The 25115-nt window shown below is 33.8% G+C and carries 26 protein-coding genes and 1 pseudogene; 16 read left to right on the top strand and 11 right to left on the bottom strand.

Features of this window, described 5'->3' with window-relative positions; genetic code table 11:
* Nucleotides 1–245: 245 nt before the first annotated feature.
* Together LB941_RS00060 and LB941_RS00065 are read right to left on the bottom strand one after the other, a co-directional pair.
* On the bottom strand, nt 246–1022 hold the full coding sequence (locus LB941_RS00060) for a hypothetical protein (RefSeq protein WP_253358344.1): 777 nt from the start codon (nt 1020–1022) through the stop codon (nt 246–248).
* Nucleotides 1015–1941, bottom strand: a complete 927-nt coding sequence (locus LB941_RS00065; protein ID WP_253358347.1) for an ATP-binding cassette domain-containing protein — start codon at nt 1939–1941, stop codon at nt 1015–1017. The genes LB941_RS00060 and LB941_RS00065 overlap by 8 nt, the downstream gene beginning before the upstream one ends.
* 283 nt (nt 1942–2224) lie before the next feature.
* On the opposite strand from LB941_RS00065, the gene LB941_RS00070 reads away from it, so the two are divergent.
* Together LB941_RS00070 and LB941_RS12555 are read left to right on the top strand one after the other, a co-directional pair.
* Nucleotides 2225–2479: a GyrI-like domain-containing protein gene (locus LB941_RS00070; protein ID WP_253358745.1), complete on the top strand. Its 255-nt coding sequence runs from the start codon at nt 2225–2227 to the stop codon at nt 2477–2479.
* 247 nt (nt 2480–2726) lie between these two features.
* Nucleotides 2727–3158, top strand: a pseudogene (locus LB941_RS12555) (zeta toxin family protein); the annotation flags it as partial.
* 82 nt (nt 3159–3240) lie between these two features.
* Here LB941_RS12555 and LB941_RS00080 read toward each other — a convergent pair.
* Nucleotides 3241–4590, bottom strand: coding sequence for an ABC transporter permease (locus LB941_RS00080; RefSeq protein WP_253358351.1), 1350 nt, complete (start codon nt 4588–4590; stop codon nt 3241–3243).
* Nucleotides 4591–4730: 140 nt separating this feature from the next.
* Between LB941_RS00080 and LB941_RS00085 the strand changes: the two genes are divergently transcribed.
* Nucleotides 4731–5111, top strand: a complete 381-nt coding sequence (locus tag LB941_RS00085) for a winged helix DNA-binding protein (RefSeq protein WP_253358353.1) — start codon at nt 4731–4733, stop codon at nt 5109–5111.
* A gap of 106 nt (nt 5112–5217) precedes the next feature.
* On the opposite strand, the gene LB941_RS00090 is transcribed toward LB941_RS00085, so the two are convergent.
* Nucleotides 5218–5682 (bottom strand): YbaK/EbsC family protein, encoded by a 465-nt coding sequence (locus LB941_RS00090; RefSeq protein ID WP_253358355.1) that lies wholly within the window; start codon nt 5680–5682, stop codon nt 5218–5220.
* A gap of 39 nt (nt 5683–5721) precedes the next feature.
* A complete protein-coding gene (ade, locus tag LB941_RS00095) occupies nt 5722–7455 on the bottom strand; it encodes an adenine deaminase (RefSeq protein ID WP_253358358.1) in 1734 nt (577 codons plus the stop codon).
* Nucleotides 7456–7732: 277 nt separating this feature from the next.
* Between ade and LB941_RS00100 the strand changes: the two genes are divergently transcribed.
* A complete protein-coding gene (locus LB941_RS00100; RefSeq protein ID WP_253358360.1) occupies nt 7733–8674 on the top strand; it encodes an NADP-dependent oxidoreductase in 942 nt (313 codons plus the stop codon).
* Nucleotides 8675–8888: 214 nt separating this feature from the next.
* Here LB941_RS00100 and LB941_RS00105 read toward each other — a convergent pair whose 3' ends face one another.
* The gene (locus tag LB941_RS00105; RefSeq protein ID WP_253358362.1) at nt 8889–9446 is read right to left on the bottom strand and encodes a helix-turn-helix transcriptional regulator; all 558 of its coding nucleotides are present in this window, start codon (nt 9444–9446) and stop codon (nt 8889–8891) included.
* Nucleotides 9447–9666: 220 nt separating this feature from the next.
* Here LB941_RS00105 and LB941_RS00110 point away from each other — a divergent pair, with 220 nt between their 5' ends.
* The 9 genes from LB941_RS00110 (at nt 9667) to LB941_RS00150 (ending at nt 19191) form a co-directional block, all read left to right on the top strand.
* Entirely contained in the window at nt 9667–10359 is a 693-nt protein-coding gene (locus LB941_RS00110; RefSeq protein ID WP_253358365.1) for a response regulator transcription factor, read from the top strand.
* 85 nt (nt 10360–10444) lie between these two features.
* Nucleotides 10445–11329 (top strand): sensor histidine kinase, encoded by an 885-nt coding sequence (locus LB941_RS00115; protein ID WP_253358367.1) that lies wholly within the window; start codon nt 10445–10447, stop codon nt 11327–11329.
* Between the two features lie 97 nt (nt 11330–11426).
* Nucleotides 11427–12185 carry an ABC transporter ATP-binding protein gene (locus tag LB941_RS00120; protein ID WP_253358368.1) on the top strand — a complete coding sequence of 253 codons (759 nt, stop codon included), beginning with the start codon at nt 11427–11429 and terminating at the stop codon, nt 12183–12185.
* On the top strand, nt 12182–14092 hold the full coding sequence (locus tag LB941_RS00125; RefSeq protein WP_253358369.1) for an FtsX-like permease family protein: 1911 nt from the start codon (nt 12182–12184) through the stop codon (nt 14090–14092). Before LB941_RS00120 ends, LB941_RS00125 begins: the two co-directional genes overlap by 4 nt.
* Before the next feature lie 364 nt (nt 14093–14456).
* Nucleotides 14457–15440, top strand: coding sequence for an alpha/beta hydrolase (locus LB941_RS00130; protein ID WP_253358371.1), 984 nt, complete (start codon nt 14457–14459; stop codon nt 15438–15440).
* Nucleotides 15441–15489: 49 nt separating this feature from the next.
* Nucleotides 15490–15927, top strand: a complete 438-nt coding sequence (locus LB941_RS00135) for an OsmC family protein (protein WP_253358374.1) — start codon at nt 15490–15492, stop codon at nt 15925–15927.
* A complete protein-coding gene (gene lplA / locus LB941_RS00140; protein WP_253358378.1) occupies nt 15924–16937 on the top strand; it encodes a lipoate--protein ligase in 1014 nt (337 codons plus the stop codon). The genes LB941_RS00135 and lplA overlap by 4 nt, the downstream gene beginning before the upstream one ends.
* A gap of 158 nt (nt 16938–17095) precedes the next feature.
* The gene (locus LB941_RS00145) at nt 17096–18016 is read left to right on the top strand and encodes an aldo/keto reductase (RefSeq protein WP_253358380.1); all 921 of its coding nucleotides are present in this window, start codon (nt 17096–17098) and stop codon (nt 18014–18016) included.
* Nucleotides 18017–18054: 38 nt separating this feature from the next.
* A complete protein-coding gene (locus LB941_RS00150; RefSeq protein WP_341869212.1) occupies nt 18055–19191 on the top strand; it encodes an NADH-dependent flavin oxidoreductase in 1137 nt (378 codons plus the stop codon).
* Between the two features lie 204 nt (nt 19192–19395).
* Here the strand turns inward: LB941_RS00150 and LB941_RS00155 are convergent, their stop codons facing one another.
* Nucleotides 19396–19680, bottom strand: coding sequence for a hypothetical protein (locus tag LB941_RS00155; protein ID WP_253358382.1), 285 nt, complete (start codon nt 19678–19680; stop codon nt 19396–19398).
* Nucleotides 19681–19986: 306 nt separating this feature from the next.
* Between LB941_RS00155 and LB941_RS00160 the strand changes: the two genes are divergently transcribed.
* Both LB941_RS00160 and LB941_RS00165 read left to right on the top strand, forming a co-directional pair.
* Nucleotides 19987–20610: a recombinase family protein gene (locus LB941_RS00160; protein ID WP_253358384.1), complete on the top strand. Its 624-nt coding sequence runs from the start codon at nt 19987–19989 to the stop codon at nt 20608–20610.
* A gap of 62 nt (nt 20611–20672) precedes the next feature.
* A complete protein-coding gene (locus LB941_RS00165) occupies nt 20673–21248 on the top strand; it encodes a hypothetical protein (RefSeq protein WP_253358387.1) in 576 nt (191 codons plus the stop codon).
* A gap of 79 nt (nt 21249–21327) precedes the next feature.
* On the opposite strand, the gene LB941_RS00170 is transcribed toward LB941_RS00165, so the two are convergent.
* From LB941_RS00170 to LB941_RS00185, 4 genes are all read right to left on the bottom strand, one after another.
* Nucleotides 21328–22653, bottom strand: coding sequence for a glycoside hydrolase domain-containing protein (locus tag LB941_RS00170; protein ID WP_253358389.1), 1326 nt, complete (start codon nt 22651–22653; stop codon nt 21328–21330).
* Entirely contained in the window at nt 22620–23522 is a 903-nt protein-coding gene (locus LB941_RS00175) for a hypothetical protein (protein ID WP_253358391.1), read from the bottom strand. Before LB941_RS00175 ends, LB941_RS00170 begins: the two co-directional genes overlap by 34 nt.
* A 90-nt stretch (nt 23523–23612) precedes the next feature.
* Complete coding sequence (locus LB941_RS00180) at nt 23613–23969, bottom strand: cell division protein ZapB (RefSeq protein ID WP_253358393.1); 357 nt, start codon at nt 23967–23969, stop codon at nt 23613–23615.
* Nucleotides 23963–24172, bottom strand: coding sequence for a hypothetical protein (locus LB941_RS00185; RefSeq protein ID WP_253358395.1), 210 nt, complete (start codon nt 24170–24172; stop codon nt 23963–23965). Before LB941_RS00185 ends, LB941_RS00180 begins: the two co-directional genes overlap by 7 nt.
* A gap of 158 nt (nt 24173–24330) precedes the next feature.
* On the opposite strand from LB941_RS00185, the gene LB941_RS00190 reads away from it, so the two are divergent.
* Nucleotides 24331–24945: a LexA family protein gene (locus tag LB941_RS00190; RefSeq protein ID WP_253358397.1), complete on the top strand. Its 615-nt coding sequence runs from the start codon at nt 24331–24333 to the stop codon at nt 24943–24945.
* Nucleotides 24946–25115 lie beyond the last annotated feature (170 nt).

A 25115-nucleotide genomic window follows, 5' to 3' on the forward strand; every position in this document is an offset into this window, starting at 1 on the left:
TATGAAGCACTAGCTTTCCAAAATAGAGATAGAATTAAAAACAAAGCAAAGGAGTTTGAGACATTTGACAGTCTCAGACTCCTTTAGCTTTGCATATTTGGCGTCGAAATGAGCACTTAACCTCGTAATTCAGCCAACTTAAATCTTGGATTATCCAGTTTACGATGTTAATGCTCACTAGCTACTTTTTTGTTCATACTCTTGAAAATAGCTAACTGCTTTGAAAATGTAGTAATCAGGCTATATTAAAGGTCTTTTCTTTGGAAAATTAAATAAGCACCAACAAGGCAAACTAAGATTGTAGCAAGTGCATATAAGAAAAAGCAAGAGATATTAGTGGATGAATAATGAGTGAAATAAGCGCTATCTATGCTTGATTGAAAATTAAAATATTTTAGCCAAATTGTATGTTTAAAAACAGCTGAAATAATGCTGATTATTAGTGGAAATACAATTGTAAAAATGATAGAGGCAACTGTTGAAAAACTGAGATACATAATAAAAATAGAAATAGCAAATATGGCTAAAAGAGAGATAATTTGTAAACCAATAGTAAATATTATTTTATGAAGAAAGTAACTACTGGGATCTCCCCAACCATTTTTTAATCCAGAAACTATAAAAACTGTACCATAGTAAAAAACGAACTGTAAAAAGGTAAGGACTAAGAAAACAAAATACTTGGAAATAAAATAATTTATTCTAGTCATGCCACTGCTCAAAGGGTTTTTGTATATTTTTCGAGAAAAGTCAAACCCAATAGTCATAATAAAAAGGGGTAGAATTAGGTAAATCAAGATACTTGCCATGCTTGACATAGCTGAAACGGAAGTAATAGAATTCCATACCTTGGCTTGAGAAGCTATTTGAAACTTTTCAAGATCTTGTGTATTTGCCCCAATTGTTCCAGCTGTTTTAGTCATAATTGAGCTGCTTACTGCAAAAATTAGGACAGCTTCTGTAATATAAAATCCTTTTGAATGAAGCAATCGATATAAATCGGCTCTTATCATATTAAACATGGTTAATATCCTCCCCAGGCTCAATCGTTGTTTTGAAATAACTTTCAAGATTAATATGCTCTTTAACGATGGTACTAATCTTTATGTGTGCTAAAGTTAATTGTTTTACAATTTCAGTATTATCTACAGAAAAATCATAGATATTAATCGTTTTACTATCAACAACCTTTAAACTTTTGATGCCAAGTTGGTTGAGAATAGTAGTTGCTAAGTTTGGTTTATCTACTTGCAGATGAATATACTCGCGACTTTGTGTTTCGAATTCTTCTTTGGTAAATTCCTTGATAATAGAGCCATTATCGATAATACCAAAACGAGTGGACATTTGATAAAGTTCACCAAGGACATGACTTGAAATCAAGATAGTCATTTGTTGTGTTTGATTTAGCTTAATCAGCATATTTCTAAACTCAACAATTGCGATGGGATCTAGGCCGTTAATTGGCTCATCGAGAATAAGAAAATCAGGTTTACTAAGCAAAGCAATCGCTAAACCTAGTTTTTGCTTCATGCCTAAAGAAAAATTTTTAAACTTCTTTTTTCCAGTGTTAGCCAAACCAACGAAATTTAAAGCTTCCAAAACAGCATTTTTATCAACGATACCTTTCATTTTGCAATAATAGATTAGATTTTGCTCAGCTGTTAATTGATTATTTGCAACGGGTGTTTCAATAACACTACCTGTTCGTTTTAACTGTTTAAAATAGTCCTTTTTAGTTGAACTCCCAAATAATAGAATGTCGCCTCTATCTTGTTGTAATAAGCGAACGATTATCTTAAGAATTGTTGTTTTACCAGCACCATTACGACCAATCAAACCGTAAATATCACCCCGCTGAATGGACAAGCTGATATGATTGAGTGCAACTTGGTGCCCAAATTTTTTGGTAATATCGCGAAGTTCTAAAACTGTATGCATAAAATATCCCCCTTATTAGAATTGATAACTAAATTTTATGGATTAAGTGTTAATAAAACATTAAATGAATTCTTAACTGTTTATTAATTCAGTGAAGTTCTAATAATTAAGATAGCATAAGTTAGCAGGAGAGTGCTATTTGTAATAGTTGTAGGTGTGTTTTCATTACTCAAGGGTATTAATAAGTTGAAACTTCATCAAAGAAGAATAGCGGGATATGGATTAATTGTTATTGGTATAGGTTAAAGCAGAAGAATTATTTCAAGACTCCGCTATTCTAGGAATAGCCTTAGATAATCCACAACATGTCCCTGCAGAAAAGTGTAGATATGATGTCTGTCTAATTACTAATGAGAACCACTTTAAAAACAATAATATCAATCAACGAAGGTTAAGGTCTGGAAGTTATGCTGTTTTTAAAATATCTCATACTGAAATAGCAATTAATGAATTTTATCAAAAAATAGGCACAATTATCAGTGACAATCAACTCAAAGTAACCGAACGGCCAATCATTGAACGTTATCAAAAAAATTAGTAGATAACGGGTTCTGTGAGATAATGATTCCAATTGAGTAGTAAATTAAATTCTAATTTACCCAGTGTGGTATGTATAATTATTTGTCTTTAAGGGTTCATAAATACAAATAGCCCTCAATATCTATACTGTAGATGTTGGGGGATATTATATTTTTTTAGTTAATAATAATGCTTAAAAAGTAGGGTTAAATTGAATTGTTAATCGTTGATTAGTCGCTTGCGCAAAAAGCCATGTGAGAAGAAGTAGAGCTCATAAAAATGGTTTTGAAGTGACTTTATTGTATGTTGCTTTACGAGACGAAAACTTGGCTATTTAAAGAGTAAATGAACGGGTGCAAAAGGGCGGACATGGTGTCTCGAAAGAAATTATCAAGAAACGTTATCAGCAATCGAAGCATAATTTGACAGAAGTGGCTTTTAAAGTTGATAAAGTAATGATCTACGATAACAGCAAAAAATTTACTCTTGTTTATGCAAGAGTAAAGGGAAATGGAATTAAGAATAATTTGAGCCATTTTCCTTGGATAAATCAAAACATTACTTTTTCAGAAAATCTGTAAAATCAGGAAAAGAATTCTGTAAGTCATAACCCAGAAAAGAGCACTTTTCATCCACAAAAACGACCTCCAAGAGCGAGCTATGTGGGGGTCGTTTCAATAAATCTTTTGTTAATATGATTAGAGGATACCAAGTATAGATGTGTTATAGATGTGCACGCAAAGTTTAGTTAGAATATAGCTTATTAGAATAGAATGCAGATTAGTCTTTATTTTTAGACATTACAGGATATTTTTTGAACATTACAGTTAGAAGATGCAATATGAGTGATACTGCTAAGATTATTATAAGACGAGTCATAGAGTCATTCATGCTCCCTACACCAAACATGATATGAATATCATTTTGGACACTCGCAGGTACGGGCAAGATATTGTAAAAAAACTTATATGCACTAGGAAGCATCTTATAAGGAATGACACTTCCTGATGAGAAGGACTGCATTAAGATAAGTGGTAGGGTAACTAAACCGGCAATATTTCCTAGAAATTCAAATAAGAAACCAACTAAATTTAAAGAAGTGTATGAAACTAAAACATGTTGAAGGTAAACCTCAATTAGTGTTTTTGTAGAAAAAGGATCAACAGCTTTCAAAATTACAATGCCAATAATTGGAGATATTACTGCAATTATTATATATGCTAGTTCAATATACAACCAGCCATGTAGCTTTTTAGTTCCTTTGAGAAAAGCTAATTTAAGTCCTCTAGATAAAATCATAGCGCCAATCATAGCGGCGATAAATGAAGAAAGTGAGAAAAACATTGGTGCCATAGTTTCATAAAGATTTGAACGATTAGCATTAAGGTCTTTAATGTTTGCGGAAACAAATGTCGTCTTTACTATTTTATTTGTTTGTGCATTTACATTTTTTCTAACTTTTTGTGATACTTGAGATTGTATTTTTTTTGAGATGACAGCTTTGATTCTAGCTTGTTCATTTTGCAGTGCAACGCTATCGTTTTTGAGTGATGGTGTTGCAGCAACAATACTTTGCATTTGCTTTTGTACTTGTAAAGTAGTTAGTTTAGTGACTTCAGATTCGGTAGTTGCAGCAGAGGCTTTCAGAAGAATATTATAAATAGCAGCCTTATAGTATTTACCTAATGTTCCAGAATTAAATTTTGCGGTTAAATTATTAGCAATTTTTGTACCCAATTGGTGACTGAGTTGGTCACCAGCAGAGCTAACAAAAAAGTTTAATTTTACAGAATTACCTTTTTGCAAGTTTTCAACATAGTTTTTAGGAATTTCTATTACTAATACGTTTTTATGATTTGCTAGGTTATTTTTAGCGTGCGAAAGGTTCTTTTTTTGAATTAATTTAAAATGTGTACTTTTAGAGTTCTTGATACCTTTTTCAATACTATTGGCTATTTTTTGACCATTGCTTTTGTCATTGTTAACTAGTTCTATTTCAGCATATTTTAAATTATGGGTTGCTACTTTATAGCCGGGTAAATATATTCCAAGCATAACGAGATGATAGAAAACACCAAAAATTATAGCAATTAACGTAAACTTACTGAAAATAAATTTTTTTAAACTCATAATAATCTCCTCTTTCTCTAACGAGTTTCAAAAAGTGAACTCGTTTGCGTAAAGACTATTATAAACCTGAGTTTCATTTTGTCAACTCAACTTAAAAAATTATGCTATACTAGCTATAATAAAAACATGGGGGAGTTACTATGAAAGATGATACAGATAATTTCAATGAAGAGTTTTACGAAAATATAAAACGGGTTTTTTTAATAAAAAAATTGATTTCTAAAAGGGTAAGAATCCCATTTAGTGGTGCATTATTAACAAAGAATGAAGTATTAATCCTATTTTTATTATATATTTCAAAGGATCACAGAAATGATGTACAGGAATTAATTAATATTTTAGATTTATCTAAGTCGCAATTTAGCAAGCTCACTAAGTCATTGCGTGATAAAAAAATGATTATAACAGAATATAATCAAGAAAATAAAAATTTTTTGGTCCTACAATTAACAAAAGCAGGAGAGACTTTGCTTAAAGAACAATATCAAGAACTTACAAGTGTTAAAAAATTAATTTTTTAATTAAATAGTAGCTAGGAATAACTAATACAATAAAAAAGTAGTTATCACCAAGGGTTAAACCTGGTTGATAGCTACTTTGATATATTTATTTTTTATTATCAGTAGTTTAATCTTTGACAACATTTACCCAAGTTGATGGTTGGGTATATTTTTCTAATTCTTCAATAGTTAATTTAATCGCTGTATTTGCAGTTCCAGCAGCCGGATAAATGATATCGTGTTTTTTTAAAGTTTCATCTAGATAAACACCAACATTAGATTTTAATGTAAAGGGACACACTCCCCCAATGGGATGACCAATTAGTGCTTCAAGTTGGTCGAATTTTACCATATGGGCTCGTTCCTTAAAGAATGCTTTGAATTTTGGATTAGATATTTTGGCTGTTCCTTCCGTAACAATTACAACTGGATGATCTTTTAGTTCAAAAGCCAATGTTTTTGCAATTTGAGCGGGTTTGACACCTAAAACAGCAGCGGCTTCAGCGACTGTTGCGGTGGATTGATCGAAAGCTTTGATACGATCTTGTAAATTATATTGTGAAAAAAATGTTTGTACTGCTTTAAAAGACATGCTGATAACCTCCTAAAATAATTAATAGCTAAATTGTTTTCATAATTCCTGTGAGACAAATTTAAACTGGGTTACGTTTACTAATCCCATATCTGTAATCTTTAATTCGGGAATAACAGCTAGAGGCATAAAACTTAATGTCATAACTGGATTAATATTTGTGGGAATTTGTAATTCTTTATGCGCAACATCATCAAGTAAATCTTGTTGTTTTACGATATTTTCACCACTTTGATCACTCATTAAACCTGCAATTGGAAGGGCCATGCGAGCCAATACTGCACCATTTTTGACAATAATAGCTCCCCCACCTAGTTTGGTGAGTGCTTCAACGGCTAATGTCATGTCACTATCATTTGTCCCAGTGACAATAACGTTATGTGAATCATGACCAATTGAAATAGCAATGGCCCCTTCCTTTATGCCATAGCCTTTGAGCAAACCAACAAACACATTACCTGTATTATGGTGCCGCTCAATTACTGCAATTTTTGTTAAATTATTGCCTGGGTTATAAATAAAATCACCAGTATTATCAAGCTCAACAGTTACATGAGCTTCCTTTGTTAATACTTCACCAGCAATGACTTCAATGGCCCGCACATTAGTGGATTTAAGGTGCATTTTTAATTTTGCTTCGGAAAAATCTTTAATGTGTATTGACGATTGAACACTTGTAATCGGATAGCGTGTAACCGGAGGTAGATATTTACCTTTTTGTGCGATAAGTTCGCCATTAATATAAGTTTCTTCAATATGAATATCAGCTAAGTCATTAAAAATCACTAAATCAGCACGCTTACCAGGAGCAATAGCACCGCGGTCATTTAAACTACATGCCTCTGCTGCATTAATAGTAGCCATTTGAATAGCGACTAGCGGATCAAGCCCTTCTTCAATACAGATACGAATACTATGGTCTAGATGTCCTGTGTTCAAAACGGTTTTTGCTTGCATATCATCAGCAGCCAGTACACACCGACGAGCGTTTTGGCTAGTAACGCCTTTTAATAGTGTTCGAAGATCATGAGCCACAGATCCCTCACGTAAAAAGACATACATACCACGCGCTAAACGAGCTTGCATTTCTTCAATGGTGGAACATTCATGGTCATTATCGATTCCAGCTGCAATATATGCATCTAGATTATGACCTGTAACTTGAGGTGCATGGCCATCAATTCGCTTGTGATATTTTTGTGCCATTAATATTTTAGCAAGAGCTTGATCAGTGGCATTAATAACACTTGGATAGTCCATAAACTCAGCTAGACCATCAACTTGATTTGTAGCTAATGGTTGTTCCATATCGTCAGCAGTAATAACTGCCCCCGAGTTTTCCATATTAGTTGCAGGAACGCAAGAAGGCAACATGTAATGAATGTTAAGTTTAGATAGTTTTGCTGCAGCAATCATATAGTTTAATCCGGTTAAGCCAGCAACATTAACAATTTCATGTGGATCTGCAAAGATAGTTGTTGTTCCGCAAGGAGTAAACAAACGGCCAAATTCCTCGGGCGAAACGTAGGCAGACTCAATATGTATATGCGATTCAATAAATCCAGGAGCAATGTACTTACCAGTTAAATCAATTTCTGTTTTTCCTGTATAATTTTCTCCAATTCCAGCGATTTTACCTGCGACTACAGCAACGTCACCTTTTAAAATCTGTGCCTGGTAAACATCAATGATGTTTGCATTTTTGAAGACCAGATCAGCAGGTAAGCGACCAGCTGCGACATCGATAAGTTTTTTTAAATCCTGTTTTTCCATTGGTTATACAGCCTCGTTTCTGTTCGTGTTTTAGATGCATATAAGCACCATAAAGTGTATTTTTTCTATTGTAGCGCGTCAAGAGTGTAAGTACAAGTTAAAATTATAGTTAAATGTTAAAGGATTTCCGAACGAAAGAAATAAAAAAGAAGAATATTAACTATAAACTTGATGTAATGAACAGATAGATTAGTTGAGCATAGACTTTGAAAAATAATGATAAGTATGGTAGATTGTTTAACATACTTACTTTTTAATAGTGGAGGTTAAATTATTTATGAAAGCTGTCGGTTTTTATCATTATGGTTCAGCAGAAGAACAAGAAATGTTGGAGCTACCTATTCCTCATGCAGGAAAAAAACAAGTAGTTGTTAAACTAAAAGCAACATCAATTAATCCAATAGATTGGAAATTGCGGCAAGGATATCTTCAAAAGATGATGGATTGGGAATTTCCAATTGTTGTTGGTTGGGATGCTGCAGGTGTTATCACGGAGATTGGTGATGAGGTTACCGATTGGAAAGTCGGTGATGAAGTTTTAGCACGTCCAGACACGACATCACGGGGTACTTATGCAGAGTATACACTTGTAGATCAGAATTTGTTGGCGCATAAACCAGCTAATGTTTCATTTGAACAAGCTGCAGCAACACCTTTAGCTGGATTAACAGCTTGGCAAGGATTATTTGAATATGGGAAATTAACGGCTGGTCAAAAGGTTCTGATTCAAGCAGGTGCAGGTGGCGTCGGCACTTATGCAATTCAATTTGCTAAACAAATTGGTGCGGAGGTTTGGACTACAGCTAGTGCGTCACATGAACAGATGCTAAAGAAGTTAGGTGCAGATTATGTTGTTGATTATCATCAAAATGATGAATTGGCTAAGTTAACTGACTTTGATTTAATCCTAGATACTTTAGGAGGTAAGCAACAAGAAGATGCATTTGCATGGCTTAAAAAGGGTGGTCGTCAAATCTCAATTGCTGGTCAAGCTCCTGCAAGTCAGGAACTAGCGACAAAGAATGAACAGTCTTTTGAATCGATTTGGTTACGACCTGATGGCAAGCAACTTCAAGAGATTAGCGATTTAATGGGAGCTGGCAAGGTAACTTCAGTTATTGGAACAGTATTACCATTTTCACTTGAAAATATAGTTGCAGCACATAAGCTAAGTGAAACAAAGCACGCAGAAGGTAAAATTGTAATAACTTTTGCTTAATTAAAAATAAGAGTGAAATAAAAGGCAGTTAGCTAGAGAGTCTTAGCGTTGTAGCCCGGATAATGGAGGGAAGCGCAACTAGCTGCTTTTTGGCACCGAATATGTGAAGATAAAACGAGAGTCTGGACAAAATGATATGCTCCCCCCTATATAAGTCACTTTATATATATAGGGGAGCATATCAAAAAGTTCCAGACTCTCGTTTAGTTTGAACCTAGATAAGTGATTGCAGGAAACTAACAATCACTATAATAATGAGTATTATAAAAATTAACAGACCGATTGGATTTTGCGGATTGATAGACCAACCAAGTCCAGCAGCTTTTGGAACAAAAAGGGGCACTTTTTCACCCTTTTTCTTAGGATAGGCAATCCAATAACGGTATAGTGAAAGAAAGAGAATTAATAACACAATAACCATGGTTATTAGCAGCATAAAATGAGTGTTGATTTTGTTAAGAAGTGAAAAGCATAATAATCCGCCAATTAATATAATTAAGATAATATCTAAGAAACGTAATTTTTTTTGCATACGGACAGTATTAGTATCTTTCGTAATTTTTTTCATAATAATTTCATCATCCTTTAACAGTTGATCTAGAGATAAATGATATAGTTTGCATAAATTAATCAGGGTTAAAAAATCTGGATAGTTTTTTCCGTTTTCCCAGTTTGATAATGCTTGTCGGGTAACATGAAGTTTTTTGGAAACATCTTCTTGGGTTAAATGTAATTCTTTTCTTTTTTCTTTCAAGATGTGACTTAATTGCATTTTTAGTTCTCCTTATATTCTTAAAGTAAGACGTTATTAGAAAAAAGTAACGCAAGTATTTCTTGCAAATGCAGTAATTTAGGGTAAATAAGATCTTTTTGATTGCATGATACCGTATTGAAGCAAGAGGCGCAATCTATTTTCGCAAAACTAATTGAGAATCAATATCTTATTTAGATAGAGTTATGCTATATTAATGGTAGTTAGGGAGGACAACTCAATGAGTAAAATATTTTTAATTGAAGATGATCAAGCAATTATTAGTGCTATTCGTCTTGGACTAGCTAAATGGAAATATGAGTCACAAGCGGTTACAGATTGGGAACAAGTTTTATTACAGTTTGAAACTTATCAGCCTGATTTGGTTATAATGGATATAACACTACCCGTTTTTGATGGCTTTTATTGGACAACGAAAATTAGAGAAGCCTCGACAGTTCCAATTATCTTTTTGTCAGCAGCAGATTTAGATCCTAATGCGATTCGTGCTATTGCTGTAGGTGCTGATGATTATGTAACTAAACCATTTTCAATAAATGTCTTAATATCTAAAATTCAAGCAGTATTGCGTCGAGTGCAACCTGATTTGAAAAATTTGGACTTGTTAAAATTCGATGATTATCAACTGAACATTTTGACAAACGAAGTATACTTCAAGCAACAAGTAGTTAAGTTGACACCGAATGAGGCATTAATTTTAAAACTACTAATTCTAAATATTGGAAAGCTAGTTTCTAAAACACAAATTATCCAAAGTTTATGGCAAGGTGGCAGTTTTATTGACGAAGGTATTTTGAATGTTAACCTAAGTCGCTTACGAAAAAAAATAAAACCATTACGTTTAGATCAGCGAATTGTAACAGAACGAAAAAGAGGGTATCGACTGCTTGAAAAAGATGAAGAAAATAATTAAGATCATTGGAAAATTGCTCCTAGACCAAATACCATTAATATTAGGATATACTTGTTTGTTGCTATTATTAGGAGTGTTATGTCACTTGTATTCAGTATCGCTAGAAGTGACATTTGATTTGTTACGGTTTACGTGGATTCCTATTTTATTGGTAGTAATCAGAAATACCTATCGAACTTATAAAGAAAAGCAGGAGTTATTAGTAGCACGAAAACAACATTTGCTGCCTGTTAATGCACCATCAAAACAAGTTGCATATACATACTGGCAAGAATTGCAAAAGATACAAGAAGAAGAAATAATATTGATGCGGACTAAACAACTAGCAGCAGATAAAAGGCAAGATTATTTATTATTGTGGAGTCATGAATTGAAATTGCCTTTGACGGCGCTCAGACTTCAAGCAGAAAATAACACCAAAGTAGATAGTGTTCTTATTTTACAAGAGTTACAGTTAATGCAAAATCAATTAGAGATGCTTTTGGGCTATGAACGTTTAGATAACTTTGAACATGATTTGGATTTTGTTTGGACAGCCTTAGATAAGGTATTAATGCCCATTATTAAGGAATATTCGCTGTTTTTTATTGAAAAGCAGCTAACACCTAAAATAGATGTTTCACGTGTTACGGTATTAACGGATCAAAAGTGGTTGACTTTTATTTTGAAGCAACTAATTTTTAATGCGATAAAATATGCTAACCCGCATACTGATTTAACCATTACTTGGCAACAAAACAAACTAATTATTCAAGATTATGGCATAGGTATTTCAGCAGCTGAATTACCACGGGTTTTTGAACCCGGTTTTACGGGGAGCAATGGCCGTCAAAAACAAGCAGCAACCGGAATGGGGTTATATTTAGCGCAGCAAGTTTCGCAAAAGCTAGAACTTAAATTAATGCTGCTTTCTAAACAAGGTGAGACAACAAAGGCATCGATTGAATTTCGAGAAGAGCAAATTAGGTAAAATAACAAATTGTAAGGTTATCGACTTGACTGTAACTAGATAGTAAAGTGGGTAGCCTTTTATAATAGGGTTATAGACTTAGAAAAGAGGGAGATATATGCCAATCTTAACTTTAGAACATATAAAAAGAACATTTACAGAGGGACAGAATAAAGTAGAAGCGCTAAAAGATATTTCGTTAAAAATTGATGCAGGTGATTACGTAGCGATTATGGGAGAATCAGGTGCGGGGAAAACAACGTTATTAAATATTATGGCAACTTTAGACCAACCCAGTGGAGGGGAGATTAAGCTAAAGGAACAAGATTTAAGCAAGCTTAATGAAAAGAATGCAGCTAAGTTTCGACGTGAAAACTTAGGCTTTGTTTTTCAAAATTTTAACTTGCTAGATACATTTAACAATAGGGATAATATTTTTTTGCCGTTAGTATTGGCTAAAGCAAAGTATGAAGATATGGAACAACGACTTGACCCATTAGCTAAACAACTGGAAATAGAACAGATACTTGACCGTTTTCCGTATGAGATATCAGGGGGACAAAGACAGCGGATAGCTGCAGCGCGGGCGTTAATTACACAACCGGAATTATTATTAGCCGATGAACCAACAGGGGCGCTAGATTCTAAAAATGCAGCTGCATTACTTGATTTATTTGATCAGGTTAATTATGAAGGACAGACTATTTTAATGGTTACACATAGTGCAGTAACTGCAAGTTATTCAAAACGAACACTTTTTATAAAAGACGGTCGGATATATCATGAACTTTTTAGAGGGGAGCAAAGTAAAGCCGCTTATTTTGAAAAGATAACGAATAGTTTAACGGCTTTAGCTAGTAAGGGGGCAAAAAGATGATACATCTCAAACTAGCTTGGCATAGTTTAAACCATCATAAACAACAGTATGGTTTGTTTTTACTAGCAAGTTCATTAATGGTTGCGATAAACTATGTATTCTGGAATCTAACGTTTAACCATAGTATAAAAGCAAGCAACTATGGAACAGCAATTATAAGTGTCTTAGGAATTGGACAGGTATTTGTGTTATTAATTGCTGTTTTCTTCATGTTTTATGTCAATAGCTTTTTGATGCGGCAACGAGATCAAGAGCTGGGCTTGTATAACATGTTAGGGATGACAAGAGGGGATTTACGCATCATTCTAGCTTGCGAAAATGTGTTATTACTATTAGGAAGTATAGTAATTGGTTTAATTAGTGGATTAACATTTGTTAAGTTAGCATTTTTGTTTTTGGGGAAGCTACTGAATAGTAAAAACTTAAAAGAACAATTCTTATTAACACCGTTAGTTTCTGTTTGTTTAATTTTTATTGCTATTTTTGCAGTATTGCTAATATATAATTTTTTAAGATTAAGAAGAATTAAGCCAATTATGTTGTGGAAACAGTCGACAAAAGCAGAAAAGGAACCTAAAACACGCTTCTTAATGGGAATTATCGGGATTATTCTACTTGCTGGAGGATATTATATTGCACTAACAACTAAGGCTAACATGGCGGGCATTTCTCGATTTATGCTTGCTGTTATGTTAGTTGTTTTCGGGATATACCTTGTATTTACAGCAGGCAGTATCATGCTATTGAAATTTCTAAAAAATCGGCGCAATTTTTATTATCAGCCGAATCATTTTATCTCTATTTCAGGAATGCTTTATCGAATGAAGCAAAACGCGGTGGGGTTAGCATCAATCTGTCTTTTATGTACAACAATTCTAGTAACAATGACGGCTAGTGTTAGTTTAGTTGTTGGCCAAAAGAACTTAATTAAACAATGGAATCCTTTTGATATAATGTTAGTTACCAAAAAAGCAGTTGATAATAATATGGTTTTAAAATACGCTAAACCTAATCATGTTAACATCGATAAAAGTAGTGCTATAAAAGTTACTTCGCCATCATATGGAGAAATTCAGAAAAATGAATTACGTATCCAAAGTGAAATGAACAACAAGACATCAAAAGAAATATCGGTTTTGACAGTTAGAAGTTATAATCGATTGACAAAACAGAAGATAAAACTAAAAAACAACCAATTATTGGTGTATGTCCCGGGTGATAAATTAACTGTAAAAACTTTACACGTTAATAAAAGAGTATATGACGTTAAGAGTATAACTAATTTTAAACTAGGCGCAAATATTGATCATACAATATTTCAACCGGTTTACTTAGTTGCAGCTAATGAAGAAGTTGTTCGAAATATTAGTCAACAGCCATGGATTTATATAAACGGAATAAACATTAGCGGAAAAACAAAAAATCAGAAAAACTTTGCGACACAATTACAAAAAAAGATGAAGTTAGACAATGGGAGTTTTTCATTTAAAGCAGAGATTAATCAGTTGCTCAGTTCCTTTACAGGCAGTCTACTTTTTATGGGTTGCTTAATCAGCCTTTTAATGGGAATGACGACGGCCTTAGTAATCTACTATAAACAGGTGGCAGAAGGAGTTGCTGATAGTGAACGCTTCATAACGATGCAAGAAGTGGGATTAAGTCAAAGAGAAACTAAAAAAGCAATTTGGAGTCAAGTATTGCTTGTCTTTATGTTACCAATAGTTGCTGCAGTGATTAACCTATGTTTTGCATTTCCAGCAATTCGCAGTATACTACAGATTTTTTCAATGTATAATTTGAAAGTACTACTGCAAGTGAGTGTCCTAACTGTGATAATATTAATTGCCTTTTATTTACTGATATTTAAATTAACAACTAAAGTTTATCAAAAAATTGTAACACGCTAGATTAAAAAGCAGATAATAAAGAAAAAATAGGCGAGCTTGGGTTATTGAAGTGATCCCTCTGAGTTGAAGTAAAATTCAGGGGTCACCTCATATCTACAAGCCGCTATTTTTGTTTGATAATATATAATTTTGAAATATAAAAAGATGGCTAAAACATTGTCTATCGAACCTCTCCCACAAGGCTAACTTTTTGAAATTATGGTAGACGCTTGGTTTTAATAAAACAATAATGTAAAAAGCAATTGAAATTAAGTGTATAAGGTGAAGGGGTTTAAAAGTGAGAGGTTATTTTTAAATATAGTATAATAATAGTTGAGAAAACAGGAGCTAAAAGAAAAAAGAGAATAACTGGGGCAGGTAAATTATGGAAATTATCGTAAACTTTTTAAAGTTATTATTAATAGTACTAGTAGTGGGGATTGTTTCTTTGATAATTACAATTAATGTAACACCACGACTAACGGTTGCTTTGTTACGCCATAGTTTTGATAAAGAAGCAATTAAACCTAAGGAATATAAGACATATGCTCAGCAAGTAGATATAACAAAAAATATTAAGTATAGTTCAAAGTATAAAAACAGTAAATTGGATATCTATTCACGTAAAGAGAATAAAAATAAACCGACCATTATTTGGGTACATGGAGGAGCTTTTGTTGCGGGGGACAAGGCGGATGTACAGTATTGGGCAATGAAGATGGCTTATGATGGATACAATGTTGTATCCATCAATTATTCTTTGGCACCAGACAATTATTATCCAGCTCAGATTAAGCAAACCGGTGATGCGATAAGATATATAGTTGCTAATTATAGTAGTAAATTAAATGTCAAAAGAATTGTCATAGGCGGTGACTCTGCTGGGGCGCATATTGCATCACAAGTAATTGCGGCACAATATAATAGTGAGTTAGCCCGAAAAATAAACTATCAGCCTATTAATAAGACTAAGATAGTGGGCGGACTGCTTTATTGTGGGGCATATGATGTTAAACCGTTAGCTAATTTGAAAGATAAGAATTTTATGACTAAATTATTTGTTAATCAACTTGGTTGGGCATATTTAGGCAAAAAAAAGTGGCAAAAAGCAAAGATGATTGAATATGCTTCAACCGTTGACTATGTTAATGCCAAATTTCCACCTATTTTCATAACAGATGGGAACTCAGGTTCATTTGAAACGCAAGGAATAGCATTATATAAAAAGTTGCAAGAAAAACAGGTTACTGTGAAAAAGCTTTTTTTTGATAAAACACAAAAAGTAGGTCATGAATACCAGTTTGATTTAGATACTAAACCCGCTAAGAAATGTTTTAAAGAAACACTCTCTTTTTTAAACGATTTATAAAGAGCTAGGCAGGTACTTATATTAAGTAATAATAATTGAGGTGAAGGCAGTGAAGAAAAAAGTGTTATATCATACAGAAATTGAAAATACAGCTGGAATTGCTGGAAAGATTCAGGCACTTACAGGTGGTGAATTCAAACAATTAACCAGTAGTCCATTAACGGATAATCCTGGAACTAATCCAGAACAATTATTAGGTGGTGCACTTGTAACATGTCTAAACGCCACTATTGAAGCTGAAGAAAAAAGACGGGGCTTACAACATCAAAGCATAGTTAGGGCCAGCGTTGATATGGGAAGAGATATTAAAGGATTTCAATTTTGGATTCAGGCGCAAGTTAAGATTCCACACGTTTCGGTAAAAGAAGCGCAAGAAATTTTAGCTATTTGTGAACAACGCTGTCCAGTTGCTAAACTTTTAGCAGCAAGTCCAAATGTAGAGGTTAAACTAGTTGATAAGTTTGATTTTAAGGAGGAAGCAAAGTGAAATATCTAGTTACAGATAGTCGTGATATTCGATATAACTTAGCACTTGAAACCTATTTAATGGAGCATGCGAATTTAGAAGAACCAATTCTTTATTTCTATATCAATTCTCCATGTATTATTCTGGGTCGGAATCAAAATATTTATGAAGAGATCAATAGAGATTATGTTCAAAAACATCAAATTATTGTTACACGGCGAACATCAGGTGGTGGGGCTGTATTTGATGATTTGGGTAATGTTAGTTTTAGCTTTATTACTAAGGATGATGGTCAATCTAATGGAAACTTCTTGAAATTTACGCAACCAGTCATCGAAGCACTTCATGAGATGGGAGCTCAAGCGGCTGAACTTGTCGGGCGCAATGATCTGCAAATTGATGGCAAGAAGTTTTCCGGAAATGCAATGCGACTAGAACATGGACGGATGTTTTCGCATGGGACTTTAATGTATGATGTTGATCTTGACGTAATTGAACATGCTTTAAATGTTCCTAAAGATAAGATTGAAGCTAAAGGAATTAAATCAGTGCACAGTCGTGTGACAAATTTAAAGCCATATTTTAAAGAAGAATATCAAAAATTAACGATTGAACAATTTAGAGATACTTTAGCTAAAAAAATTCTTGGAGTTGCTGATTTGAAGGATGCGCATCCGTATATTTTAGATGAAGAAGTAAAACAGGAAGTTGAAAAACTTAATGCCAAGATTTTTAGTAACTGGGATTGGGTTTATGGAAAATCACCTAAAGCTGCTATTCAAAAACGGAAGCATTTCACTCAAGGGACAGTTGATTTCCGCTTACAAGTTAATCACGGAAAAATTAGTTACTGTAAAGTTTATGGCGATTTTTTAGGGCAAGCCGATATTAGTGCATTTGAACAGTTACTTTTAGGAGTTCGCTATGATCGAGCTGAGATAGTTCAGACGTTAAAAGAGGTTGATGTACAACCATACTTTGGAAAACTAGATAAACAAGAAATCATTGATTTAATAGTCACCCAAGGATGATTTGTGGCTAATATCAGTTTTTTAGGTAGCAATTTGTAAAAAAATCTAGGAATAAGCTGTCAGTTCAAATACTATTAAAAAGTTAGCGAGTAGTTTATAATGTTTGTGTGAGATTGATTGTTAATCGAGCTATTGTTGATTTTAAGGAGGAACATTAGATGACAGAAAAAAGCGCTAATAAAACAAAATTACAAATTCCTAAGTTGGGGCTAGGAACAAATAAAGTTGGTGGTCATAACTTATTTAAGAATTTAGAAGATAGCAACGGTTATGCGGTTATTCGTCAAGCTTTAGATAGTGGCATACAGTTACTTGATACCGCTTTTATATATGGCAAAGGTCGTTCAGAAGAAATTATTGGTGACGTTCTGCAAGATTATGACCGCTCTAAAGTTATTATTGCGACAAAAGCAGCCCAGGATCCAAGCCAAGACTTCGCACCTAATAATAAGCCGGAATTTCTAAAAAAGGCGGTCGATGAAGCCTTAAAACGTTTAAAAACTGATTATATCGATATTTTTTATATTCATTTTCCTGACGAAACAACCGCTAAAGATGAAGCTGTTGCTGCTTTAAATGAGCTAAAACAAGCCGGAAAAATTAAGTATATTGGTGTTTCTAACTTTTCTCTTGAACAAATAAAAGAAGCAAACCGTAACGGACAAGTGGATATTGTAGAAGATCATTATAGCTTGGTTCATCGGGATGCAGAAAAAGAAATGTTACCTTATCTACAAGAACAAAATATTGCCTTTGTACCATACTTCCCACTGGCTTCGGGACTATTGACAGGTAAATATACATTGGCAGATCATGCTAAATTTGATAACTTCACTACTAGCGAGTATGAAACGATAATTAAAGCACTAGATGAAGTTAAAATAATTGGTGAAAAACATAATGCTACTGTCGCACAAGCAATTCTAGCATGGTATATGGCTAATCCAATGATGAGTACAGTAATTCCAGGAGCAAGAGTACCAGAGCAAGTAACAATGAATGTTGCTGCGTTAAATGTAACTCTAACAGCTGAAGAATATAAAACGATTGATAATTTATTTGCTGATTTTAGCAAATAATGTTAAGAATGGATGTTAATCTCAAAGAAGGCTAAGACATGAGCAAATATGATTTTTTAAAGCCATTTACATTTAAAAACAAGCCAATTACATTAAAAAATCGTGTGGTAATCCCTCCAATAACTGAAAGAATGGCGTTTGAAGATGGGACAGTTACTAATGATGAAATTGCCTACTATGCGCAACGTGCTGGTGGAGCAGGGATGTTTATTACAGGAACGGCAAATGTAAATGCACTTGGTAAGGGTTTTGAAGGTGAATTAAGCATTGCGGATGATAAATTCATTCCACAGTTAAGCAAGTTAGCTGCAGCTATGAAGAATAACCATACAAAAGCCATTCTTCAAATTTTTAGTGCAGGGCGAATGACGAACAGTAAAATATTACGTGGTCAGCAACCCATAAGCGCTAGTGCAGTTGCCGCTCCAAGAGAAGGCTACGAAGTTCCGCGGGCTTTGACGAGTGAAGAAGTTTTACAAACAATTGAAGATTTTGGTGAAGCAACGCGGCGAGCAATTGCAGCTGGCTTTGATGGAGTAGAGGTTCATGGAGCTAATACTTACTTAATACAGCAGTTCTTTTCACCGCATTCAAATCGTCGGACCGATGCTTGGGGTGGTTCTTTAGAAAAGAGAATGAAGTTTCCGCTAGCTATTGTCAAAAAAATTACAGAAACGATTGAGCAATATAGTAATAAACCGTTTATCTTAGGATATCGAATTTCACCCGAAGAGTTAGAAGAACCGGGAATTACATTGACTGATACCTTGGCCTTAATACGAAAGCTCAAGGAAACGAAGATTGATTATTTACATGTTTCGCAAAGTGATGTTTGGCAAACTTCTAAACGAGATACGTCAAACGACGCTATAATCAATGAGATTATTAAAAAAGAAGTCAATGGAGCATTTCCAATTATTGTCGTGGGCGGTTTAAAGACACCGGATGAGGTGCAAAAAGCGGCAGCTAGCTTTGATCTAGTCGCATTAGGCCACGAGATAATTTGGGAACCTAAATGGGTGCAAAAAGTTGAAAATGGTGATGAAAATGCAATCCGATATGCAATTTCACCTGCTGATTTAGCTGATTTAGGAATTGCACCTTCATTTTTAGGCATTATTGCAATGACTGTTGGTGGCGTAGAGAACATCCCATTTACACGAAAGTATTGCTAATATAAAAAAGCACCAACCTCTAAGCGTTAGGATAATGTAGTAAGCGCAAGAGCTGGATTTTAATCTAACTTTTGAAGAGCTGTATAGAAAACTAGCGCTTGGTGAAGTGCCCCATAATTGTTAGACATAGAAACTAACAATTATGGGGTGTTTTTATGACCAAATATTCAACTGATTTTAAAATTATGTTTTTCAAGACAGTCTCTACTTTTCAATTGCGATAGTCCATGCAGTATAAGCAACTGCTACAATTAGCAAGGATGACATTAGAATGGATATTATGGAACGTTTATTGATGACTTCCAATATTTCAATACCTAAACCATCTAGTAAAACTAAAAAAATGAGTAGTAATCGAATAATTAGAATGAAGAGTAAACCAAGCGAATAAAAGCCAGACATAATGCTTTGATTTGTCAGAATGTGATTCCACTTTCCTTTGTCGTCTTTCGATTGTTGAGCTGCTTTCAATATTTCATTCTTATTCATTATAAATAACCTATTTTATCGAGAATGGTTATAATACGAGTTATTTATTTCTTTGTGCAAAATAAATCAGAAAAATTGCACCACCAATCCCGCTGATCAATCCACCGATTAAATAGTAATCTGTTAATGAAGCTACTAGATTTCCAACAACAAATAATGCCCCACTTAAAAATAAACTTTTTGTGCTTATTGAGACTCTTTTAGTAGTTCTAACATCAATTTTTCTTTGAAATGTACCCTATTGTAACTATCTAGAAAGTGCAGTATTATTAGTTACATATAAGTGACCCGGAGGTATACTGAAAAATGACTAAAATTGGTTATGCTCGTGTTAGTACCCGAGATCAAAATCTAGCACGCCAACTTGAACAATTAAAAAGTGCCGGAGTGACCAAAATCTTCCAGGAAAAAATTTCTGGTAAAGACGCTGATCGTCCCCAGCTGCAAAAAATGCTGAACTATTTGCGTGATGATGATGAAGTAATTGTTGTTAGCCTGGATCGTTTAGGTCGCAACTCTAAAGACCTGACCGATATTATTGAAGCAATTCGCCAACAAGGTGCTACGCTAAATGTCCTTAATTTACCAAGTTTTGCCAGCATTGATGATCCTAATTTGCGCAACCTGATTACCAACATCATTGTCGAGCTTTATAAATATATTGCCCAAGAAGAACGAGAAACAATTCGTGAACGCCAACGCCAAGGGATTGAGATTGCTAAAAAACAAGGTAAATATAAAGGTAAGGTCCGCGAATATGGTCCAGATTCTCCTAACAGACAAAAATGTTATATTTACAAAGAAGCTTGTAAGTTATTGGATCAAAAAAAAGCTGGCAATGCTGATCTCACGAAGAGACAGATTGCCAGAATGTTGGGGATTGCCCCCGTTACTTTGTATCGCATTGAAAAATATTATGCAGAGGAGTAAAGGTTATTTCTATAGTTAGTTTTCTTTGATATACTGAATAAATAAAATAGGAGATGTTTTTATTGAATATTAATCAATTAGACCTATTGTTACTAACCATTTCCATTATTTGTACTATCATTTTTTTTATATTTTTATTTAAGCTTATTAACACGCAAAAGGCCTTAAAAAAGCAAATAGCTATTTTTAATCATTTTTTAAATACATACAAAGCAAATAATGATATTTCTGCTACAAAGGAATCTACAACAGTTTCATTAAAATTATATAAGTCAGCAAAAAAATTGTATAATCCAATGAAACTACTATTGCCAATAATTGTTGTGAACATGATTCCAGCAATTATGTTGCTTTTAACATTTCCTGTTCACGGTCTATTAATGGACATGCTACTCATTTTCTTTTTTAGTTGTATGCTTTGCTTGGCTATATATATCTTTTATTTAATAAAACACAAAGATTTTTTTAGTTTGGAAAAACGCTTTGTAAACAGTAGTTATCAAATAAAAAATGATGATTTTTTATTAATTCAGAAATTTGACTACACTATTTCTCCTCTAATTCAAAGAAAAGTATTTATTATTTTATATGCTTTTGAATTTCTAAATGTTTCTCTAATTTGTCTGATGTGGGTCTAAGCTATTTGCACTGCTAACCTGAGCTTTATGTTGTAACTATATTCAATTTCTCAAAACATTTTATCCTATCTCTACTATTTCAGTAAGATACTATCATTTTAACCAATACGGCAATTGATGAACTAACTTCTGCAGCTGTTGTACCGGCAGTCGATAGTGTAATATATAGTCCTCCTACTACAATAACTGAAATTAAAGTAGCTTTTGCGAATTGTACGGCCTCACCTGTAAGTTTATCATTATAATCATTTGCTGTAGAGCTGGGTACCCCTTCTGGGACAGTCGCAATTTTATGGAATATTTCATCAATAATGATTTCATACTCTAACTCAATCTCGTTGCCATTATCAAGAGTGTGATTGAAGGTTGATTTAATATGCAATTCTATGCCGGCATTGCCATCTTTGACTACCGGTACAAGCCAGACCTTACCATTATTAATCTCAGAAGATAACTCGGTTAATGCATCTGTGATATCAGCACTCTTTATTTCATCACTTAATGCAACTACACCTGCAATACTATCTGTAAAATCTGATTCAAATTTACCTTCTGATACATTATAGACAACACCCACACTGTTATCTGGATCAGAAACTGAAGCCTCGAATTTAACTTTCACGTACATATCTACCGCTAATCCCGATATTTTGTATTCTGTACTTGTTTTCTCAATTTTAATACCACTTAGAAATGAGAAAGCATTTTTTTGGCTTAAATCGCTAAGAATTGTATTAATCTTTTTTAGGTCAGCTGCATTTCCATAACCACTTTCGCCGCCAACACCAAAACTGTTGGTGGCTGTTTCTCTAGCACTAGTTGTCGCAACTTTATCAATCGCAAAATCACCAATTAAAATTTCCGCAAATTGATCAAAAGCCCAGTCATCAGGCATTGAAAAGCCAAGATTTCCTGAATAGCCGGTTGACATATCCGATACGTAAGCTTTATCAGCTAAACCGGCTTTAATAATTGTTTGGGTTACATTTCTTGTTCCATAAATCCCAACACCATAACCATATGAAGTTACAGTATCATATAAAGCATTAAAGTAAACTACAGCTGTACTTGCAATATCTCCATCCTGAATATCAGCGTCAACTGCAAAGTAGATGACTACATCTTCTTCAAAGCCTAGGTCTTGTGCTGCATATACGGCTTTTGTTGCGTCTGTTGTCCCTTGTGCTGCTGTAAAGTAGCTTTCACTATCCGAAGCTCCATCTTGATAGATTGGGAAAATCTTTAAGCCACCATCTGTGATTGCGGTAATTTCATCAGTGGTTAGATTTTTTGCTCGTTTACTAGTTCCAGAACCTACAGTTCCTGTTAAATAACGACCAACAATTTCATAGCCGGCATTTTTAAGTACTTCTACTCGGGCGTTAATTGATAAGAAGTGTCGCAAGCAATTGCGGATCGATCAGGGTTACCGGCTGATGTTAACAAGCTCATAAAAATATCAACACCGGCACTGGTTCCATCAGTAGTTGTTAATGCTTGATCTGATTCAAATTTCTTTACTGCGGTTACAACTGCTGAATCATAATTACCATCAAAATCTCCTGTATAGGCTTTGTTATTTACATATAATCCCCACTGTAGAATACGGACAAAATTATTTGTTTCTCCTTGTTTAACCGTTGGCGTATCTGCTTTTGTTGTTGGGCCATATGCACCTGTTGCAGTACTTGTACTCAACTTTTCTTCTGCTTGTAATGCATAAATTAAAGCTGAATTAGTATCTCGCTGATATATTCCATCACAGGGCAAGATACCTGTATACGCTAAATAATCATGATTCAATTGTTGTTGCATTTTACGAATCTTAGCATCGCCACCTTGAGCTGTTAATAAGTCAAAAGAACTCATATTTAACAAGGCCGCCATAAAATTACCATCAACGGCACTACTTGTATCTGCAAGTCCAGCCTTTGTTTTCATTGTAGTCACTGCAGAAGCCGTATCAGTTGAAAACTTACCATCAAATTCTCCTGGTGTGATTCCCTTACACCAAAATCCACCTTGAATAATATAAGCAATATTTCCTGTATAACCAACTACAATCGTACTTGCAATATTATTGAACAGTTGTTTACTTGTTGGTCCAAAATTATTGACCAGACCTGTAATACCAAGTTCATGCTGTAATGCCCTTGTTAAACCATAAACAGTTGACCAACCAGTCTTTCCATCTTCGGTAATACTACCAAAACCACTGACACCTCCATATGTTTTGTTTAACCATTGTTGTGTTTCTAATACCATTTGATCCATTTGAAAAACTTCCTTTCATTTAAGATTGGTATTAGCATAAACCCTAAATTTCGTTTAATCAAACATATGTTCTAAAATATTTTAAAAAAATTATTTATTCTTTGATTTAGTTGTGTTTTGCTGCTTTAAAAGTTCAATTTCTTTGGTCAGTAACTCTATGGTTTGGTTAGCTTCTTCTATGGTTTTTTCTAGTTGTGGTGTTTGTAGCTGACTTCCAGTTGTTACTAGAATATGATTGTTCAATATGTTACCAATTAAAATAATTAAAGAACCTATAGCGCTAATTATCACTGAAATATCCGCTGTTGAAATAGTAATATGCCAAATCCATTTAGCGATTAACAAAAGTACTATACAACTAAAAGCACTTAGAGAAACCCAAAAATTTACTTGATGAGAGTTTGTTCTCCAAAGGGTACTAATTTTCAAAAGGATTTTCTTTAGCATGAATCTTCACCTCCTTGAGTTTCATTTAATTTGTATGCTCTAATGGTGTCGACATAACGCGTTCTAGCTGCATAAGTTGGAGACGCCTTAAAGCGTAATGTGTTAACAGATGTATGATAGCGACTTGCTAATTCATTTAATGTTCCGATATCAACAAACTCATCACCCCGATAGAGTGCATAATAAGCGACTTTATTACTCATTTATATCACCGGCTTCTATAAATAGTTATTCTTGTTCTTTATTGTGAACAAGGCAAGTTTATATCTTGTGTTCTTTATTGTCAACAAAAAATAAGCATTGTTCTATAAAAAGAACAATGCTATAATATATTAAATGATACTGCGAAGGAGGAACTTACTTGAAAAGCAACGAAGAAGTAATTGATTCTATTATTAGAATAAGTAAAACACAACATCTTTCAATTAGTGAATTAGCACGACGAACTGAGATGGCTAAGTCAGCTATATCAAAATACTTCAATAAAACTCGTGCCTTTCCACTAAACCGCTTAGAACAATTCGCAAAAGCACTTGGTGTTACACCAGAAGAGTTATTAGGTGTTCCTAATAACCTTCATTTTGTTAATGAAACCGTTAAGATTCCTGTTTTAGGTACAATTGCGTGCGGAGACCCAATTACAGCTAGTGAAAATATAGATGGATATATTGAAGAGTCTAGAGATACTTTACCAGCAGGTAATCTTTTTTATTTACGAGCTAAAGGAAATTCAATGTCTCCAACTATTCCTAATGGCGCTAGTGTCTTAATTAGGCAACAACCCGATGTTGAAGATGGAGAAATTGCAGCAGTTTTATTAACTAATGAGGATGAAGCTACTTTAAAGCGAATTAAGCGTTCAAAGAATATAGTTCTACTGTTGCCGGATAATCCTGAATATGAACCTATAATTTCAACCAAGGAAAATCCAATTCGAATTTTAGGAAAAGCTTTACGCTATGTCTCTCAGCTTTAAATAAATACCTATGTGATAAGATATAACTGAATATTTATAATCTTTGCTAGACTATCGTTTAGTTTTTATTTTATTGTAAAATGGATTATCATTTTTTACAGCTTATATGATGAGCTTAAGAAAAGCAATTGTATAAAGAAAAAGCATAAGCATAGTATCATGGAATGCAA

This window comes from Ligilactobacillus ubinensis (genome assembly GCF_024160875.1).
GTDB classification, from domain to species: Bacteria; Bacillota; Bacilli; order Lactobacillales; family Lactobacillaceae; genus Ligilactobacillus; species Ligilactobacillus ubinensis.